This is a genomic window from Nocardia sp. NBC_00403 (assembly GCF_036046055.1).
Lineage (GTDB): Bacteria > Actinomycetota > Actinomycetes > Mycobacteriales > Mycobacteriaceae > Nocardia.
This window is the reverse complement of sequence record NZ_CP107939.1, coordinates 6,761,405-6,777,052: the sequence shown is the minus strand read 5'-3', so window position 1 is coordinate 6,777,052 and position 15,648 is coordinate 6,761,405. Positions and strand designations below refer to the sequence as shown.

17 protein-coding genes are annotated in these 15,648 nt (G+C 67.4%); 13 read left to right on the top strand and 4 right to left on the bottom strand.

From position 1 onward, the window contains the following. Positions 1-24 precede the first annotated feature (24 nt). From pdxS to OHQ90_RS30230, 4 genes are all read left to right on the top strand, one after another. Positions 25-945 carry a pyridoxal 5'-phosphate synthase lyase subunit PdxS gene (pdxS, locus tag OHQ90_RS30245; RefSeq protein WP_328403282.1) on the top strand — a complete coding sequence of 307 codons (921 nt, stop codon included), beginning with the start codon at positions 25-27 and terminating at the stop codon, positions 943-945. Positions 946-1,274: 329 nt separating this feature from the next. Next, positions 1,275-2,165: a LysR family transcriptional regulator gene (locus tag OHQ90_RS30240; RefSeq protein ID WP_328403280.1), complete on the top strand. Its 891-nt coding sequence runs from the start codon at positions 1,275-1,277 to the stop codon at positions 2,163-2,165. A 160-nt stretch (positions 2,166-2,325) separates the two neighbouring features. Beyond that, on the top strand, positions 2,326-2,817 hold the full coding sequence (locus OHQ90_RS30235; RefSeq protein ID WP_328403278.1) for a hypothetical protein: 492 nt from the start codon (positions 2,326-2,328) through the stop codon (positions 2,815-2,817). Positions 2,818-2,927: 110 nt separating this feature from the next. After that, entirely contained in the window at positions 2,928-3,662 is a 735-nt protein-coding gene (locus tag OHQ90_RS30230; protein WP_328403276.1) for an SDR family oxidoreductase, read from the top strand. Positions 3,663-4,427: 765 nt separating this feature from the next. Here the strand turns inward: OHQ90_RS30230 and OHQ90_RS30225 are convergent. Then, positions 4,428-5,048 carry a hypothetical protein gene (locus tag OHQ90_RS30225; protein ID WP_328403274.1) on the bottom strand — a complete coding sequence of 207 codons (621 nt, stop codon included), beginning with the start codon at positions 5,046-5,048 and terminating at the stop codon, positions 4,428-4,430. Between the two features lie 242 nt (positions 5,049-5,290). On the opposite strand from OHQ90_RS30225, the gene OHQ90_RS30220 reads away from it, so the two are divergent. The 3 genes from OHQ90_RS30220 (at position 5,291) to OHQ90_RS30210 (ending at position 8,014) form a co-directional block, all read left to right on the top strand. Continuing rightward, positions 5,291-6,112 (top strand): acyl-CoA thioesterase, encoded by an 822-nt coding sequence (locus OHQ90_RS30220; protein ID WP_328403272.1) that lies wholly within the window; start codon positions 5,291-5,293, stop codon positions 6,110-6,112. 334 nt (positions 6,113-6,446) lie between these two features. Continuing rightward, a complete protein-coding gene (pdxT, locus tag OHQ90_RS30215; RefSeq protein ID WP_328403270.1) occupies positions 6,447-7,097 on the top strand; it encodes a pyridoxal 5'-phosphate synthase glutaminase subunit PdxT in 651 nt (216 codons plus the stop codon). A gap of 161 nt (positions 7,098-7,258) precedes the next feature. After that, positions 7,259-8,014: a YebC/PmpR family DNA-binding transcriptional regulator gene (locus tag OHQ90_RS30210; protein ID WP_328403268.1), complete on the top strand. Its 756-nt coding sequence runs from the start codon at positions 7,259-7,261 to the stop codon at positions 8,012-8,014. Positions 8,015-8,260: 246 nt separating this feature from the next. Here the strand turns inward: OHQ90_RS30210 and OHQ90_RS30205 are convergent, their stop codons facing one another. Beyond that, on the bottom strand, positions 8,261-9,214 hold the full coding sequence (locus tag OHQ90_RS30205) for an NADP-dependent oxidoreductase (protein WP_328403266.1): 954 nt from the start codon (positions 9,212-9,214) through the stop codon (positions 8,261-8,263). Positions 9,215-9,284: 70 nt separating this feature from the next. Between OHQ90_RS30205 and OHQ90_RS30200 the strand changes: the two genes are divergently transcribed. Further along, positions 9,285-10,286: a GlxA family transcriptional regulator gene (locus OHQ90_RS30200; RefSeq protein ID WP_328403264.1), complete on the top strand. Its 1,002-nt coding sequence runs from the start codon at positions 9,285-9,287 to the stop codon at positions 10,284-10,286. A gap of 119 nt (positions 10,287-10,405) precedes the next feature. On the opposite strand, the gene OHQ90_RS30195 is transcribed toward OHQ90_RS30200, so the two are convergent. After that, complete coding sequence (locus OHQ90_RS30195) at positions 10,406-11,860, bottom strand: alpha/beta hydrolase (RefSeq protein WP_328403262.1); 1,455 nt, start codon at positions 11,858-11,860, stop codon at positions 10,406-10,408. Between the two features lie 73 nt (positions 11,861-11,933). Continuing rightward, positions 11,934-12,140 (bottom strand): DUF5988 family protein, encoded by a 207-nt coding sequence (locus tag OHQ90_RS30190; RefSeq protein WP_328403260.1) that lies wholly within the window; start codon positions 12,138-12,140, stop codon positions 11,934-11,936. Between the two features lie 90 nt (positions 12,141-12,230). Between OHQ90_RS30190 and OHQ90_RS30185 the strand changes: the two genes are divergently transcribed. The 5 genes from OHQ90_RS30185 to ruvB all read left to right on the top strand — a co-directional run bounded on the left by OHQ90_RS30185 (position 12,231) and on the right by ruvB (position 15,639). Continuing rightward, positions 12,231-12,746 carry an O-acetyl-ADP-ribose deacetylase gene (locus OHQ90_RS30185; protein WP_328403259.1) on the top strand — a complete coding sequence of 172 codons (516 nt, stop codon included), beginning with the start codon at positions 12,231-12,233 and terminating at the stop codon, positions 12,744-12,746. 71 nt (positions 12,747-12,817) lie between these two features. After that, a complete protein-coding gene (locus tag OHQ90_RS30180) occupies positions 12,818-13,264 on the top strand; it encodes an acyl-CoA thioesterase (RefSeq protein WP_328403258.1) in 447 nt (148 codons plus the stop codon). A 102-nt stretch (positions 13,265-13,366) separates the two neighbouring features. Further along, the gene (ruvC, locus tag OHQ90_RS30175) at positions 13,367-13,936 is read left to right on the top strand and encodes a crossover junction endodeoxyribonuclease RuvC (RefSeq protein ID WP_328403256.1); all 570 of its coding nucleotides are present in this window, start codon (positions 13,367-13,369) and stop codon (positions 13,934-13,936) included. Further along, the gene (gene ruvA, locus OHQ90_RS30170; RefSeq protein WP_328403254.1) at positions 13,933-14,538 is read left to right on the top strand and encodes a Holliday junction branch migration protein RuvA; all 606 of its coding nucleotides are present in this window, start codon (positions 13,933-13,935) and stop codon (positions 14,536-14,538) included. Before ruvC ends, ruvA begins: the two co-directional genes overlap by 4 nt. A 6-nt stretch (positions 14,539-14,544) precedes the next feature. Further along, positions 14,545-15,639, top strand: a complete 1,095-nt coding sequence (gene ruvB, locus OHQ90_RS30165; protein ID WP_328403252.1) for a Holliday junction branch migration DNA helicase RuvB — start codon at positions 14,545-14,547, stop codon at positions 15,637-15,639. The last annotated feature ends 9 nt before the right edge of the window (positions 15,640-15,648 follow it).

Genomic DNA, 15,648 nt, shown 5'->3' with positions numbered 1-15,648 from the left:
ATCCATGCGACCCGATTGGCGCACATGACCCAGGAGTTTGCCGTGACCACGCCCGAGACCACCAACACCATCGGCACCGCCCGCGTGAAGCGCGGGATGGCCGAGATGCTCAAGGGCGGGGTGATCATGGACGTCGTCACCCCCGAGCAGGCCAAGATCGCCGAGGACGCCGGTGCGGTCGCGGTGATGGCGCTCGAGCGAGTTCCGGCCGACATCCGCGCCCAGGGCGGCGTATCCCGCATGAGCGATCCGGACATGATCGACGGCATCATCTCCGCCGTCTCCATCCCGGTGATGGCCAAGGCCCGTATCGGGCACTTCGTGGAGGCACAGATCCTGCAGAGCCTCGGCGTCGACTACATCGACGAGTCCGAGGTGCTGACCCCCGCCGACTACGCCAACCACATCGACAAGTGGAACTTCACCGTTCCGTTCGTCTGTGGCGCCACCAACCTGGGTGAGGCGCTGCGCCGAATTACCGAGGGCGCGGCCATGATTCGCTCGAAGGGTGAGGCGGGCACCGGTGACGTCTCGAACGCCACCACCCATATGCGCAAGATTCGCGGTGAACTCCGCAGGCTGTCTTCGCTTCCCGAGGACGAGCTGTTCGTCGCAGCCAAGGAGTTGCAGGCCCCCTACGAGCTGGTCCGGGAGGTCGCCCAGACCGGCAAGCTGCCGGTCGTGCTGTTCACCGCGGGCGGCATCGCCACCCCTGCCGACGCCGCCATGATGATGCAGCTCGGTGCCGAGGGCGTCTTCGTCGGCTCCGGCATCTTCAAGTCCGGCAACCCGGCCGAGCGCGCGGCCGCCATCGTGAAGGCCACCACCTTCTACGACGACCCCGACGTGCTGGCGAAAGTCTCGCGCGGCCTCGGTGAGGCCATGGTCGGCATCAATGTCGAGGAGCTGCCGGTCGACCACCGGCTCGCCGAGCGCGGTTGGTGACTTCCGCTCAGCGCGGTCTCACGATTCTTCCACCACGAGCGGGGACTCAGCGGAGTCCCCGCTCGTGTGTATAGCCGGCACCTTGTGATGTAGCGCGGTCTTTCCGTTTCCGGGCGGTCCTTCCCCCGTGCCGCTCATCTCGCACCAGGGAGGTTGTGGCCGAGGGTCGGGTTCTCGTGTGGCCGATGGTTATTCGTAGCTCGTCGCCGATGGTGCCGAGTTGATCGCGCGTTCCGGTCGGCCTCAGTGTGCTCATAGCAGCAGTTGGTGCTCGCGGTGACCGGCTTTTCGGCTCGTCGAGCCGGGCGATGGCCGAGTAACGTCTGGGTGTGGAGTTGCGGCAACTGCGGTACTTCGTGGTGTTGGCGGAGGAACTGCATTTTCGGCGGGCCGCGGAGCGATTGTTCATATCGACGCCTACCTTGAGTCAGCAGATCCGGGTGTTGGAGCGGGAGATGGGTGGGCCGTTGCTCACCAGGGAGCCGCTGGTCGCGCTGACCCCTGCCGGTGCGGTGTTGTTCCGGACCGGCAAGGACGTGTTGGGCTCGGTGGACGAGGCGATCCGGGAAACCAGGCGCGTGGCGAACGCTGGTGCGACGATCCTGCGGTTCGGGCTGTTGAACGGAGTGCCGCCGTGGATTCCGGCGCGCATCGAGGAGTTGCTCGGCGCCCGACTGCCCGGCACCCGGATGGTGCTCACCGGTGGCACCACCGCCGACCAGGTCCGGCTGCTCGACGCAGACGAGGTCGACCTCGCGCTCGTCCGCGCACCGGTGACTTTGCCGGACCGCTTCGACCAGGAACCGGTCGCGCGCGAGGAACTCGGTGTCCTGATGTCGTCGGCCCACCCGCTCGCCGTCGCCGAGGAGATCGAGCCGTCGGACCTCACCGGCCAGGAGCTGATTCTTTTCGCACGCGATTCCGCCACCGGCCTCCACGATGCGCTGTTGCGCGAGCTCCGTGAGCGCGGTGCCGAGGTTCGCCTCAGTGACAGCGCTATGGGACACGCTCAGATGCTGGCCGTTCTCCCGTTGCGTCCAGATGCAATCGGCTTGAGCTCGGCACGCCCTGCCGACCTTCCCGGCCTCGTGTGGCGTCGGATGCGCGGCGCACCGCTGATGGTCACGTATGCCGCCGCATGGCGTTCGGCCAGCAGGAACCCGGCGGTGCGGGTGCTGGTCGACGCGCTGTCTCGGCGGCCGCTCACCGGCTCGGGCTGAGGCGCATTCCGGAGCCTTCGGTGGACCACATCATTGTCTTACCACCACCACAGAGTTGTTGGATAGCTTAGGGATTCGATGCCCGTCTGCCCCCACGCGGGCGTTCGTGCCGCATCAGTGTCGGGTGACACGCGACCCATCGAACGCAAAGGACGAGCAGTTGAAGCTTCGTAAGACCGGACACATCACGATCGGCGCCGTGGCGATCGCGGCAATGCTGAGCCTGACCGCATGTGGCAGCGATGATCCGAAGGATCCGCCGAAGACGACCCGCACGTCGACCTCCGTGGCAGCTAGCTCGAATCTTCCGCTGATCCCCAGCGCCGCCGACCTGAACACGGCGTTGACACGGGCACTGGATCCCGCCTTACCGAATGCCGACAAGCTCGAACTGGTGCAGGGCGCACAGGCCGACCCCGAACTGCCCGGTCGCTTGGCCGAGGCCGCCAGGGCCGCGAACGCGCAGATCGTGGTCACCGACGTGACCGCTTTCGGTGACAGCGTCAACGCCAAGGCGAAGTTCATCGTCAACGGCCAGGAGAACATTGTCGACGTTCCGTTCGTCGCGGAGGACGGCAAGTGGAAAGTGCAGAAGACGTGGGCCTGCACCATGCTGACCAGCTTCGGCCAGCAGTCGGTGGCCTGCGGCTAGCAGCTCTCGAACCACCGGCCGCGGCCGGGATCTGCGGTATTAGTCCTGATCTAACGCGAATTCGAGAGCGCGACATGGACACTCGGTGCTGCCGATGGTCGGGTGGAGTCATGACACAAACCACGACAATCCCCGAACGCGTCGTCATCGTCGGCGGCAGCTCCGGCATGGGACTCGCGCTGGCGGCCGCGCTGATCGGCCGGGGTGCCGAAGTCACCATCGCGGGCAGATCGGCGGCCCGGCTCGCCGCCGCCGAACGCGCTCTGCCCGAAGGCCCAGGCACAGTGCGTTCGGTCGTCACCGACATCACCCGCGAGAGCGACCTCGAGCGATTGTTCACCGAGGCCGGTCCGGTCGACCACGTGGTGACCACCGCAGCCGACGCCAACGGCGCATACCAGCCCATTGGTTCTTTCGATGCCGAGATCGGCCGAAACTTCGTAGAAGCCAAGGTGATCGGCCCCACCCTCGTCGCCAAACACGCCCGCATCGCGGCCGGCGGCTCCCTTACCTTCACCTCCGGCGTCGCCGCCTACCGCCCGGCCCCCGGCGCCTCCATCGTCGCGGCCGTCAACGGCGCTCTCGCCTCCCTCGCCTACGCACTCGCTGTCGAAATGGGCCCCATCCGCGTCAATGTCGTCTCGCCCGGCTGGGTGGACACCCCCATCTGGGACACCATCGCAGGCCCCGCCAAAACCGAACGCCACCAGCAAATGGCCGCCCGCCTCCCCGTCGGCCGAATCGGCCACCCCGACGACATCGCCCAAGCAATGCTCACCCTTATGCACAACCCTTTCATCACCGGCACCGTCCTCCACATAGACGGCGGCCACCGCCTCACCTAGTCCACAACGAGTGGCACATCGTCGTGGTGAAGACCGCGAACGCTCTCCACCATGCGCCATCGCCAGAGGTTGATTACGCTGTGGCACAAGGGATAAGGCCCTGCACACCGGGCCGCCTCAACTACGCGAAGTGGCGCTATGTCTCGGCGACGGCCAGCGGTATGGTCACGATGACACACAGCGAAAGCGATAACTCCTGCGCATAGTGTGCAGCTATCGGGTCGGCTCGATCGAGCGCCGGCCTCCCGGCCGGGCCTGCAACAGGGAATGTGGCTGTGGCGCAGGCGATAAGGGCTTTCATCACGGACTCGCTGGCTCGATGACGCGAGGTCTGGCGTTGCCCCGGCGACGGTGAGTGGCGAGTGGGTTGCGCGACGTGGCACAGCGATATTCGCAATATCCGACTCCCGCGCATAACGCGGAGCTATCAAGTCTGGCGAGCGGGCCGCACCATTCGCGGCCGGCTTCCAGCAGGGAAACTGGTTGTGGCACAGGCTACAAAGTTCCACCAGGCTCCGCGGGCTCGACTGAGCGAGGTCGGGCGCTACCTCGGCGACGGCGAGTGGCACACGGTTGCGGCGACACACCACAGCCGCCTTGGCCATGTGCCACTCGACGCGCCTAGCGCGAAGCTATCGGCGGGGTTGCGGTCTGCGCAGCTCTGCCACGGTGCTGTCCGCTGTCGAACGGGATATGGCTGCGGCATATCGCGAGAAAGTTTGCCACCATGTCCCGTTCGTGCGGTGACCGCTGTGGTGTGGATGCCTATCGGGGTGGTTCGGTACGGAGTGCCGGGCGGTGGGGGTGGTCCCAGCGGATGAAGAAGGTTGGGGGGTCGGGGTTTTCGTGATGGTGATGGAGTAAGGCTGGGATGGTCCATTGGTGGTCGGATGGGGTGTTGCGGCGCAGGGCTGGTTCGGACATATCGAGGCGGAGGGTCAGGTCGAAAGGGAGGGTGCGGCCCAGGAGCATGGGGCCCGCGATGAGGACGACGGTGTCGGGGGCTGCGGGGCGGATGGCTGCGCGGGCCGAGCGGTCGGTGTTTTCGTTCCAGAGGGCGGGCAGCCAGCGGGCGGTGTCGTGGAGGGCATCGACGACCTCGCGGCGGAGGGCTTCGTAGTCGAACCATGCTGTGCGATAGGACAGTTCGTCGTCACGGCCGTACTCCATGCGCAGCGACGCCGGGCGGACGTAGTCGTGGAGGGAGACTACGTAGGCGGCGCGGCCGGTGGCGCGCAGGGCGGCGGCGATGAGGTCTGCGAGCGGGACCGGTTCGGCGGCATCGGCTCCGTCGACCGCGATTACCTGGCGGCCGGGCAGTTCGAGGATACGGTGGGTCACCAGCTCGACGAGGCTGTCTCGGGTGATCGCTGCGAACTGTGGCACCCGTCAATCACAACAAACCAGGATCCGGCGGTCGCGGCCGACCGACCGATGGTGCAGCGGTGCCGCATGTGGTCGCCGCCTGGTTTCTCGTTCAGTGCCGAGCGGCTGATTATGTGTCCGGCAGAACCGGCCGGTCAGGTCGGTCGGCGCGCCCGGGTTGCGCAGCAGCGAGCGGTCGGCCCGGCAGGAGCGACCGCCCAGCCGGGCGGGAGCGGTGGGCGGCGGCGGGTTAATGTCAGCGCATGGCGACAATCGAAGAGGCGCTGGAAATCGAGCGGCTCGAGCGGGACATCTTCCGTGGTGCTTCCACGAAGACCCAGCTTCCGCGCACATTCGGCGGACAGGTTGCCGGCCAGGCTTTGGTGTCGGCGGTACGCACGGTGGAGCCGCGGTATCAGGTGCATTCGCTGCACGGGTACTTCCTGCGGCCTGGCAATCCGGATCAGCCGACGGTGTACCTGGTCGAGCGGATTCGTGACGGCCGGTCCTTCTGCACCCGCCGGGTCACCGGCGTCCAGGATGGCGCGGCAATATTCACGATGTCGGCATCGTTCCACGTCGGCGACGAGGGGCCGGAGCATCAGGACGAGATGCTTGCCGTGCAGCCGCCCGACGACCTGCCCGATGCCAGCACCACCATGAGCCCGGAGCGGCTGTGGGCGATGCGGGAGTGGGAGCACTGGGATATCCGCACGGTGCCGCAGGACAGCGTGGCCCGCCGCGACGGCGTGGTGTCCCAACAGCAGGTGTGGTTCCGCTACCGGCATCCGCTGCCCGACGACCCGCTGTTCCACGTCTGCACGCTCGCCTACATGAGCGATATGACGCTGCTGGGCTCCTCCAAGGTCATCCACCCCGACGAAGAGACCCAGAACGCGTCGCTCGATCACGCCATGTGGTTCCTGCGCCCGTTCCGCGCCGACGATTGGCTGCTCTATGACCAGTCTTCGCCGTCGGCGGGCTTCGGCCGTGCGCTGACCGGCGGCAAGATCTTCAACCGCGAAGGCCAACTGGTCGCCGCGGTCGTGCAGGAAGGTTTGATCCGCACCCTGCGGGAACACTGACCGAACTGCTCGACGTGGCCGACCGGCACCACCACCGGGCCTGAGCTCAGTCCGGCACCACCGGCGGTCGCAAGTACCAGCACGATCGCTTCCGGACCGTAGGACACCGACGCCATGGCGTCGAGGGACAGGCCCGCCAATCCGGTCGAAACGGTCAACCCGCGCCGGTTCGGGGTGGCACCCGCATCTCCGCGCGGCTCTGGCGTCCGGCGCGGCAAGACAGCAATCACAGTGCGAGTGTCGGCCTGTTGCTGGTCATGCGGACCCGCGTTGACGGAACCTTGAAGGCGACCGTGAGCAGGGCCACACCGCGGTGGCTCGTAAGCTCTCGATCGTGAACGCATCCTCGGTAGCCTCGCCGGCCGCAGGCGCGCAGCAGGTCCCTTCCCGGCCGACCATCGGCGTGCTCGCGCTGCAGGGTGACGTGCGCGAACATGTCGCGGCGCTCGCACTGTGCGGTGCGGAACCTGTTCTGGTGCGCCGCGAATCCGAGCTCGCCGCCGTCGACGCACTGGTGCTGCCGGGCGGTGAGTCGACCACTATCAGCAAGCTGCTCGAGGTGTTCGAGCTGTTGGAACCGCTGCGCGCCCGGCTGCGTGCGGGCATGCCCGCCTTCGGTTCCTGCGCCGGGATGATCCTGCTCGGCTCCGAGGTGCTCGACACCCGACCCGATGCCAAGCACCTGTCGGGTATTGATATGACGGTGCGTCGCAATGCTTTCGGTCGTCAGGTCGACTCGTTCGAGACCGATCTGGATTTCGCGGGCCTCGACGAGGGCCCGATCCGCGCGGTGTTCATCCGGGCGCCGTGGGTAGAGCGTGCAGGCGAGGGCGTCGAGGTGCTTGCCACGGTGCCGAGCGGTCCGTTCGCCGGACGTATCGTCGCGGTGCGGCAGGGGAAGGTCCTCGCGACGTCGTTCCACCCCGAGGTCACCGGCGACCTGCGGGTGCACCGGATGTTCGTGGACCTGGTGCGCGAGGCGTAGCCGTAGCTCGAGCCGGGCTCATGCGTGGTGCGAATCCCGCCCCGATGTGAGCCTGGAGCAGGCGTGGCGACAGGCCGAGTAGGCTGGGGGAGTTGTCTACCCGGCCGGAACGGGTACCGTGCGCACAATCAGACGTGCAGTCGACCTGGAGGAAGTAGGGAATGAGCGGCCACTCCAAATGGGCCACCACCAAGCACAAGAAGGCTGGGATCGATGCGAAGCGTGGCAAGCTCTTCGCCAAGCTGATCAAGAACATCGAGGTGGCGGCCCGCACAGGTGGCAGTGACCCGGCCGGTAATCCGACGCTTTTCGACGCCATTCAAAAGGCGAAGAAGTCGTCAGTGCCCAACGACAACATCGAGCGTGCCCGTAAGCGCGGCGGCGGCGAAGAAGCCGGTGGCGCCGACTGGCAGACGATCACGTACGAGGGCTACGGACCCAACGGTGTCGCGGTGCTGATCGAGTGCCTCACCGACAACCGCAACCGCGCCGCGGGCGAGGTGCGTGTCGCGATGACCCGCAACGGCGGCAATATGGCCGACCCGGGTTCGGTCTCGTACCTGTTCCACCGCAAGGGTGTCGTCACGCTGGAGAAGAACGGCCTGTCCGAGGACGACGTTCTCATGGCTGTGCTCGACGCGGGTGCGGAGGAGGTCAACGACCTCGGTGACACCTTCGAGATCATCAGCGACCCGTCCGACCTGATCGCCGTGCGCTCCGCGCTGCAGTCTGCCGGAATCGATTACGACTCTGCCGAATCGGGCTTCCAGCCGTCGGTGTCGGTCGCGGTCGACGCGGATGGTGCGCGCAAGGTGTTCAAGCTGGTCGACGCGCTCGAAGATAGCGATGACGTGCAGAACGTCTACACCAACGTCGACCTGTCCGACGAGGTCCTCGCGGAACTCGACGACGAGTAGTCCGATTTTCGCAGTGCTGCACGGCCGGCAGTAGCCGCCGTACTCGGGGCGGTCCGCAAATGTGCGGGCCGCCCCGAAGCATGTGCTGGCCTTCTATCGCCGGGCCGGGAATGTAGTCGCCCCCGACATGTCGGTCGCATTTGTGCCGGCCGATCGTCCGACCGGGTTCTCGCCCGGCGGTAGGGCAAGCACTCGAGTCCTATCGGTTACGCATTCGGCCATGACTGTGCCTGCGGTCCGGTTACGCTACGGCACCGTCAGCACCAACTTGCCTACGGTGCGGCCGGTGTCGCCGAGTGCGTGCGCCTTTGCGGCGTCTGCCAGTGGGAAGGTCCCGGCGATTGTCGGTCGCAGCGCGCCGGTTTCGGCGAGTTGTGCGAGCGCGGTCATGCCGGCGTGGTCGTCTTCCACCAGCATGCGGACTGCGCGTACGCCCAACATGTCGGCCTCGGCCGCCAAATCGGCAGGGCCGAAGGCACGCAGGGAGATCAGCAGGCCGCCGGGGCGCAGGGTGTGCAGGGAGCGGAGGCTGTTCTCGTCGTCGATCGAGTCGAGCACCACGTCCACATCGCGGGCTGCCTCGGCGAAATCTGTTGTCCGGTAATCGATCGCCTCGTCGACGCCGAGAGCGCTCAGGAATTCGTGATTGGCCGCGCTCGCGGTGCCGATCACGTATGCGCCACGGGCCTTGGCGATTTGGACGGCGAAGTGTCCGACGCCGCCCGCGGCGGCATGGATCAGGACGCGCTGTCCGGCGGTGAGGTCCGCGGTATCGACAAGTGCCTGCCAGGCGGTGAGGGCGGCGAGCGGGATCGCGGCGGCTCGAATATGGTCCAGCCCAGTCGGTTTCCGTGCGAAGGCGCGTGCCGGTCCGGTCGTGTACTCGGCGAGCGCGCCGTGACCGTACGGGTAGGGGAGCATGCCGAAGACCTCGTCGCCAGGCGCGAAGAGCGTCACCCCGATGCCGGTTGCGACCACGTCGCCGGATACGTCCCAGCCGAGTACGAACGGCGGCTCCGCGAGGAACAGACCGGGCACTGCGCGGTGTCGCCAGTCGGTCGGGTTGAGTCCCGCCGCACGCACGCGAACCAGAATCTCGCCGGGCCCGGGCACCGGACGTGGCAGTTGCGCCTCTATGAGAACCTCGGGCCCGCCGAGAACGTCCTGGCTGATCGCACGCATTGTCTTGTCTTCACTCATGCACTCGACATTGCCTGCCGCAACCAATCGAGAAAATGGCACGATTGCCATAATTCGATATGATCGTGCCATGGTGGCGGATGCTTCGGTGCGTGATGATTCGGTCCGGCACCGCGTGGTCGTATTGGCGCTCGACGGCGTGTATCCCTTCGAGCTGGGAATTCCGAGCCGGGTGTTCGGTACCGCCCCGGACCGGTACGAGGTCATGACCTGCTCGATCGACGGGAGGCCGGTGGCGACCCGCTCCGATTTCGCGATTGCCGTCGAACTCGACAGCAGTGCGTTGGCCACCGCGGACACCGTGGTCATCCCGGCGTGCGACATTGCGATGACCCTCGATGGCGAGCTGCCGCCCACCGTGTCGGACGCGCTCGCGCGGATTCGACCGGGCGCCAGAATCGTGTCCATCTGCACCGGTGCGTTCGTCGCCGCGGCCGCCGGGTTATTGGACGGCAGGCCCGCCACGACGCATTGGAATCAAGCCGACCTGTTCCGCCGCACCTTTCCGAAGGTGCATCTCGACCCGGACGTGTTGTACGTCGACGACGGCGACGTCCTCACCTCGGCGGGCGCGGCAGCGGGCATCGACATCTGCCTGCACCTGGTGCGCCGCGACCACGGCAGCGAAGTCGCCAACCGGGTAGCCCGCCGCTGTGTCATCCCGCCCTGGCGCGACGGCGGCCAAGCCCAATACATCGAACAGCCGGTGCCGCCGTCGGCCTCCACCGGCACCGCGGCCGCCCGCCATTGGGCGCTGGAAAACCTCGGATTGCCCTTGACCATGGACGATCTCGCCGCCCACGCCCGTATGAGCAAGCGCACCTTCGCTCGCCGCTTCCGCGACGAGGTCGGCATGAGCCCCGGCCGCTGGCTCATCCAGCAGCGCGTCTTCCGAGCCCGGGACCTCCTGGAATCCACCGACCTCCCGATCGATCGGATCGCAGGCGAAGTCGGCTTCGCCACCGGCGGCTCCCTACGCCAACACCTCCACGAAGCAATAGGCGTCTCCCCCCGAACCTACCGCCGCACTTTCCGCCCCGACCCCACTCGAGACGTCGCCCCGACCCCGTAGCAATCGACCCGCAACCGCATCTCCCTCGGATGCCGCTCAGGTGCCCCGACCATGCGCCGCGACCGACCTCGAGCACTCAGGGGTAGGGGTGGTGCGCGCTTATGGGGTGATCCGATAGTTCACAGGGCATCGGGTACCGGAAGACCGACGCGGGCGACGATCCACGGGAACGATGCGGTGAAGGCCGCCGAGGCGAATTGCCAGGTGTGCCCGCCCTGAGTGGTGTGGATCGTGCAGTCGATGCCGACCTCGCGGCCCTGCTTGCACAGCTGCTCGGCCGCGCCGACCTCGCCGGTGTCGGGCACACCGTCGTGGCCGCCCAGGCCGGCCGAAGAGTCGTCGGCGGGTGGCCGGGGATGTCCACCCGTCCTGGCGTGCGGCGGCGGGGTCAGATCGTCGAAGAGTCCGGCGGTGCCGGTATACGGGCCGTGTTCGGCCATCACGGTCAGCGGGTCGAAGGCCGCCCATTGGTCGGCATCGCCGCCGAAGAGGCGGGCGATGGTCTGCTCCCTGGTGCCCGAGGCCGGACCGATGTCGCCCGCGATATCGACGAAGGTGCGCATGAGCTCCGGATGCATCACAGCCAGATCGACCGCGCAGGTGCCGCCCATTGACCAGCCGACCACCGCCCATTGCGCTGGATCCGCCGATGCGCCGAATCTGGACTCGACATAGCCGGGCACAGCATGGGTGAGGTGATCGGCCGCATCGCCGCGCGGGCCGTTCACGCACTCGGTGTCGTTGTTGAAACTGCCGCTGGAATCGACGAAGACGAGGATCGGCGCGCGGCCACTGTTGGCCGCGGTGAACTTGTCGACGGCGGGCATGATCTGGCCGCTGCGAACCCAGTCGGCGGGGGTGTTGAATTCGCCGCCGATCATCATCACCACGGGCAGCGCGGGTGGAGTCGGCCCGGCGAACCAGGCGGGCGGCAGATACACGTATTCGGTGCGATGCGGAAAACCACTGCCCGCGTCGGGGATCCGGACCGGCACGATCTTGCCGCTGCTGAGGTTGGTGCCGCGCAGCGCGGGCAGCGCGTCGAGATCGGTCTGCTGTGGCAGCGGGCCGGCGGTGAGCGCGCTCCACGCGGATTGCACGGTCGGGTAGTAGCCGACCCATTGATCGAGCACGATGCCCGTGCTCAGCAGTGCCAGCGGAATCGCGAGAATCGACATCCCACGTCGCCACCATCGTGCGCTACGCCAGCCGAGCACCGCCACGGCGATCGCCGCGCCGGTCGCGCCGACACACACCCACAGCAGCAGCGGGGCCGGATCCGACGCCAGCCCCTGGTCGTTGACATAGGCTCTTGCGGCGACCGCGCCTGCGATACCCGACGCCACGCACACGGGTACGCCGACGAGACGCCAACGGCGCGTACGCCATCCGACGGCCGCGATGAGCACGGCGACTGCCACCAACTCGATGGTCGATGGCAGCCAACCGTGCAACACCGATAGTCCGTGATGAAAGGTGTTCTGGTAGTCGGGGTTCAGATCCGCAGATGGAAGTTGCGGCGGTGGCGGCACAGGGTTGGCCGGCGCGGCGAGGGGAGCTCGAAGGACGGGCACCTACAGCATTGTCGAGGTCATTGCTCGAGACAAGCTGTGAATCCGCTCCGGTGACACTGTGACCGCGCGGGGCTCACTGCGCGATCTCGGTGCGCACCGTCCACTCGTAGACGGGCAGGCTGCCCTCGGATGTGTCTTTATGCCTGGCGGTGACCTTGAAATGCTCGTAGCCGCCCTTGAACGCGACCTTGAGCTCGATCCCCGGTGGTGTGATGGGAACGATGCGGGCCGGCAAGTCCTCCGGCCCGCCCTCGAGGACTGCCTTAACAGAGTTGCTCATCTTCGGATCGTAGGGGCATAGCCAGACCGAATCAGACGATTCCAGGAAACGCCGACCGTCGGCGTGCCGCTGCGATGGCAGAATTCGGTCATGGTCACGTTGCAACTCGTGCGGGGAGACATCACCGAGCAAACGGTGGACGCCGTGGTCAACGCCGCGAATTCGTCGTTGCTCGGCGGTGGCGGAGTCGACGGCGCGATCCACCGCAAGGGCGGGTCCGAGATTCTCGATGCGTGTCGCAAGCTGCGCGCGTCGCACTACGGCAAGGGCCTGCGCACTGGGCAGGCGGTGGCGACGACGGCAGGTCGACTGCCGGCGCGCTGGGTGATCCACACGGTCGGTCCGGTGTGGTCGGCGACCGAGGACCGCTCGGATCTGCTGGCCTCCTGCTATCGCGAATCGTTGCGGGTGGCCGATGAATTGGGTGCGGGCACGGTCGCGTTCCCGGCCATCTCCACCGGTATCTTCGGTTGGCCGCTGTCCGACGGCGCCCGGATCGCCGTCGAGACCGTGTCCGCGGCGGTCACCGCTGTGCGCGAGGTGTGGTTCGTCCTGTTCGACGAGCGTGCGTACGCGGCGTTCGCCGCACAGGTCGCGGCGCGGTAGCTCGGCCATCGGACCGGCCGAGTGCGGTCTGGCGGCCGAAACGTGTCGGTGGCCTCTGCCATGGTGGTGCCGTGACGATTACCCACGAACCGTTTCGGGTTCGGATCGACGTCCGCGTGTCCGATCTGGACCTCCAGCAGCATGTCACCGGCTCCGCCTACCAGCAGTTCGCCGACCACGCGCGGTTCGCCTGCGTGCAGGCGGCCGGGATATCCGTCGAAGACCTGCTGAGCTCGGGCCTCGGCCCGGTCAACCTCGAGACGGTGATCAAGTACCACCGCGAACTGCGTGCGGGCGATTCGGTGGACGTGTCGTGCTCGTGGGTTTGGGGCGCTGGCAAGACCTACCGCGTCGAGCACACTTTCACCCGATCCGACGGTGCATTGTCGGCGACCATCACCTTCGTCAGCGGACTGCTCGACCTCCAGGCGCGTCGCCTGGTGGCGAACCCCGCGCACGAATGGGCCTCGCGTGCCACCGAACCGGCGCTGCTCGGCCTCGCGCCGGTGGCGCCCTGACTCGCTTCTCCCGATTTCCCTGCACCCGTGTCGCTGTCGCAGGCAGCGTGCGATGTCCTCTAGACTTCGAACAACTGTTCGTGTCTGTCGAAGGGGTGTTTCGTGCGGGTGATGGGTGTCGATCCGGGGCTCACCCGGTGCGGCCTCAGCATCGTGGAGGGCGGGCTCGGTCGGAAGGTGACCGCACTGGCCGTCGATGTGGTGCGGACGCCGCCGGACCTGGATTTGGCACACCGCCTGCTCGGCGTCGCGGATGCGGCCGAACTCTGGATGGACACCCACAAACCCGAGGCGGTGGCGATCGAGCGGGTGTTCGCGCAGCACAATGTGCGTACTGCAATGGGCACCGCACAGGCGGGCGGTGTGATCGCGCTTGCGGCGGCCCGCAGGGGGATACCCGTGGCCTTCCATACGCCCAGTGAGGTGAAGGCCGCCGTCACCGGCAACGGCACGGCGGACAAGGCTCAGGTGACGGCGATGGTGACGCGTATTCTCGGCCTCCAGGTTGCGCCGAAACCCGCGGACGCGGCCGATGCGCTGGCCTTGGCGATCTGCCACTGCTGGCGCGCGCCGCTGCTGGATCGGATGGCCAAGGCCGAGGCGCAGGCGGCACAGGTGCAGCGGCGGTACGCGGAAAAGCTTGCTGAACAACGGAAGGCGGTACGCAGGTGATCGCGTCGGTACGCGGTGAGGTGCTGGAGATTGCCCTCGACCATGTGGTGATCGAGGCGGCGGGCGTCGGCTACCGGCTCAACGTCACCCCGGCGACGTTGTCCACGCTGGCTCGTGGCGAGGAATCCCGGCTGTACACCGCGATGATCGTGCGCGAGGACTCGATGACGCTGTTCGGTTTCGCCGATACCGAATCCCGTGACCTGTTCGGGCTCTTGCAGACGGTGTCCGGAGTCGGCCCCCGGCTTGCCATGGCGGTGCTGGCCGTACTCGAACCGGAGGCGCTGCGCAAGGCGCTCGCGGAGAGCAATGTCGCCGCACTGACCCGCGTTCCCGGCATCGGCAAACGCGGCGCCGAACGCATGGTCGTCGAATTGCGCGACAAGGTGAATCTCGTTCCGGTGCAGGCGGGTCCGCCCGGGGCTACCCCGACGCCGGTGCTCACACCGGTACGTGAGCAGGTTGTCGAGGCGCTGACCGGGCTCGGCTTCCCACTCAAGCAGGCCGAGCAGGCGGTCGACGCGGTGCTGGCCGAACAGCCCGCCGCCGACACCGCCCTCGCGCTGCGCGCGGCCCTCGCCTCGCTCGGCAAGAACCGGTAGCGGGGCATGGACTACGACGACGTCGAATCCCATATGGATGACGAATCCCAGGTCACCGCAAGCTATCTCAGGTCCGACGGTGAGATCGAGGCCAGCCTGCGCCCGAAGTCGCTCGACGATTTCATCGGCCAGCCGCGCGTGCGTGAACAGCTCGCGCTGGTGCTGCGCGGCGCCAAACAGCGCGGCGGCACCCCCGATCACGTGCTGCTGTCCGGTCCGCCCGGCCTCGGCAAGACCAGCATGGCGATGATCATCGCGGGCGAACTGGGTACCGCACTGCGCATCACTTCCGGCCCCGCGCTGGAACGGGCGGGCGACCTCGCCGCCATGCTCAGCAACCTGGTCGAAGGCGATGTGCTGTTCATCGACGAGATCCACCGCATCGCGCGGCCCGCCGAGGAAATGCTGTACCTGGCCATGGAGGATTTCCGTGTCGACGTGGTGGTCGGCAAGGGCCCCGGCGCGACCTCGATCCCACTCGATATCGCCCCCTTCACCTTGGTCGGCGCCACCACCCGGTCGGGTGCACTCACCGGCCCGCTGCGTGACCGCTTCGGCTTCACCGGCCACATGGACTTCTACGAGCCCGGCGAGCTGCTGCGCATTCTGCTGCGCTCGGCGCACATCCTCGGCGTCACCATCGAACCCGAAGCGGCCGCCGAAATCGCTGGCCGTTCGCGCGGTACGCCCCGCATCGCGAATCGGCTGTTGCGCCGCGTCCGCGACTACGCCGAGGTGCGCGCCGACGGTCTGATCACCCTGCCGATCGCGCAGGCGGCACTCGAGGTCTACGACGTCGACGTGCTCGGCCTCGATCGCCTGGACCGCGCGGTGCTCGCCGCGTTGGTCCGCAGCTTCGGCGGTGGTCCGGTCGGTGTGTCGACGCTGGCCGTCGCGGTAGGGGAGGAAGCGGCCACCGTCGAGGAGGTCTGCGAGCCGTTTCTCGTCCGCGCGGGCATGGTCGCCCGCACGCCGCGAGGCCGTGTCGCCACTGCCGCGGCATGGGAGCACTTGGGTCTGGTCCCGCCACCGGACCTGGTCTTCGGCTCGATCGAAGTCCGCGGCCGCGAACCACAACCTACCTCGGATGCCGTCGACTGACCTTGTGGC

What these genes read in the sequence shown, in the direction of transcription:
- pdxS (WP_328403282.1), top strand. Translation starts at nt 25, where the DNA reads ATGACCCAGGAGTTTGCCGTGACCACGCCCGAGACCACCAACACCATC.
- OHQ90_RS30230 (WP_328403276.1), top strand. Translation starts at nt 2,928, where the DNA reads ATGACACAAACCACGACAATCCCCGAACGCGTCGTCATCGTCGGCGGC.
- OHQ90_RS30220 (WP_328403272.1), top strand. Translation starts at nt 5,291, where the DNA reads ATGGCGACAATCGAAGAGGCGCTGGAAATCGAGCGGCTCGAGCGGGAC.
- OHQ90_RS30210 (WP_328403268.1), top strand. Translation starts at nt 7,259, where the DNA reads ATGAGCGGCCACTCCAAATGGGCCACCACCAAGCACAAGAAGGCTGGG.
- OHQ90_RS30205 (WP_328403266.1), bottom strand. Translation starts at nt 9,214, where the DNA reads ATGAGTGAAGACAAGACAATGCGTGCGATCAGCCAGGACGTTCTCGGC.
- OHQ90_RS30200 (WP_328403264.1), top strand. Translation starts at nt 9,285, where the DNA reads ATGGTGGCGGATGCTTCGGTGCGTGATGATTCGGTCCGGCACCGCGTG.
- OHQ90_RS30190 (WP_328403260.1), bottom strand. Translation starts at nt 12,140, where the DNA reads ATGAGCAACTCTGTTAAGGCAGTCCTCGAGGGCGGGCCGGAGGACTTG.
- OHQ90_RS30185 (WP_328403259.1), top strand. Translation starts at nt 12,231, where the DNA reads ATGGTCACGTTGCAACTCGTGCGGGGAGACATCACCGAGCAAACGGTG.
- ruvB (WP_328403252.1), top strand. Translation starts at nt 14,545, where the DNA reads ATGGACTACGACGACGTCGAATCCCATATGGATGACGAATCCCAGGTC.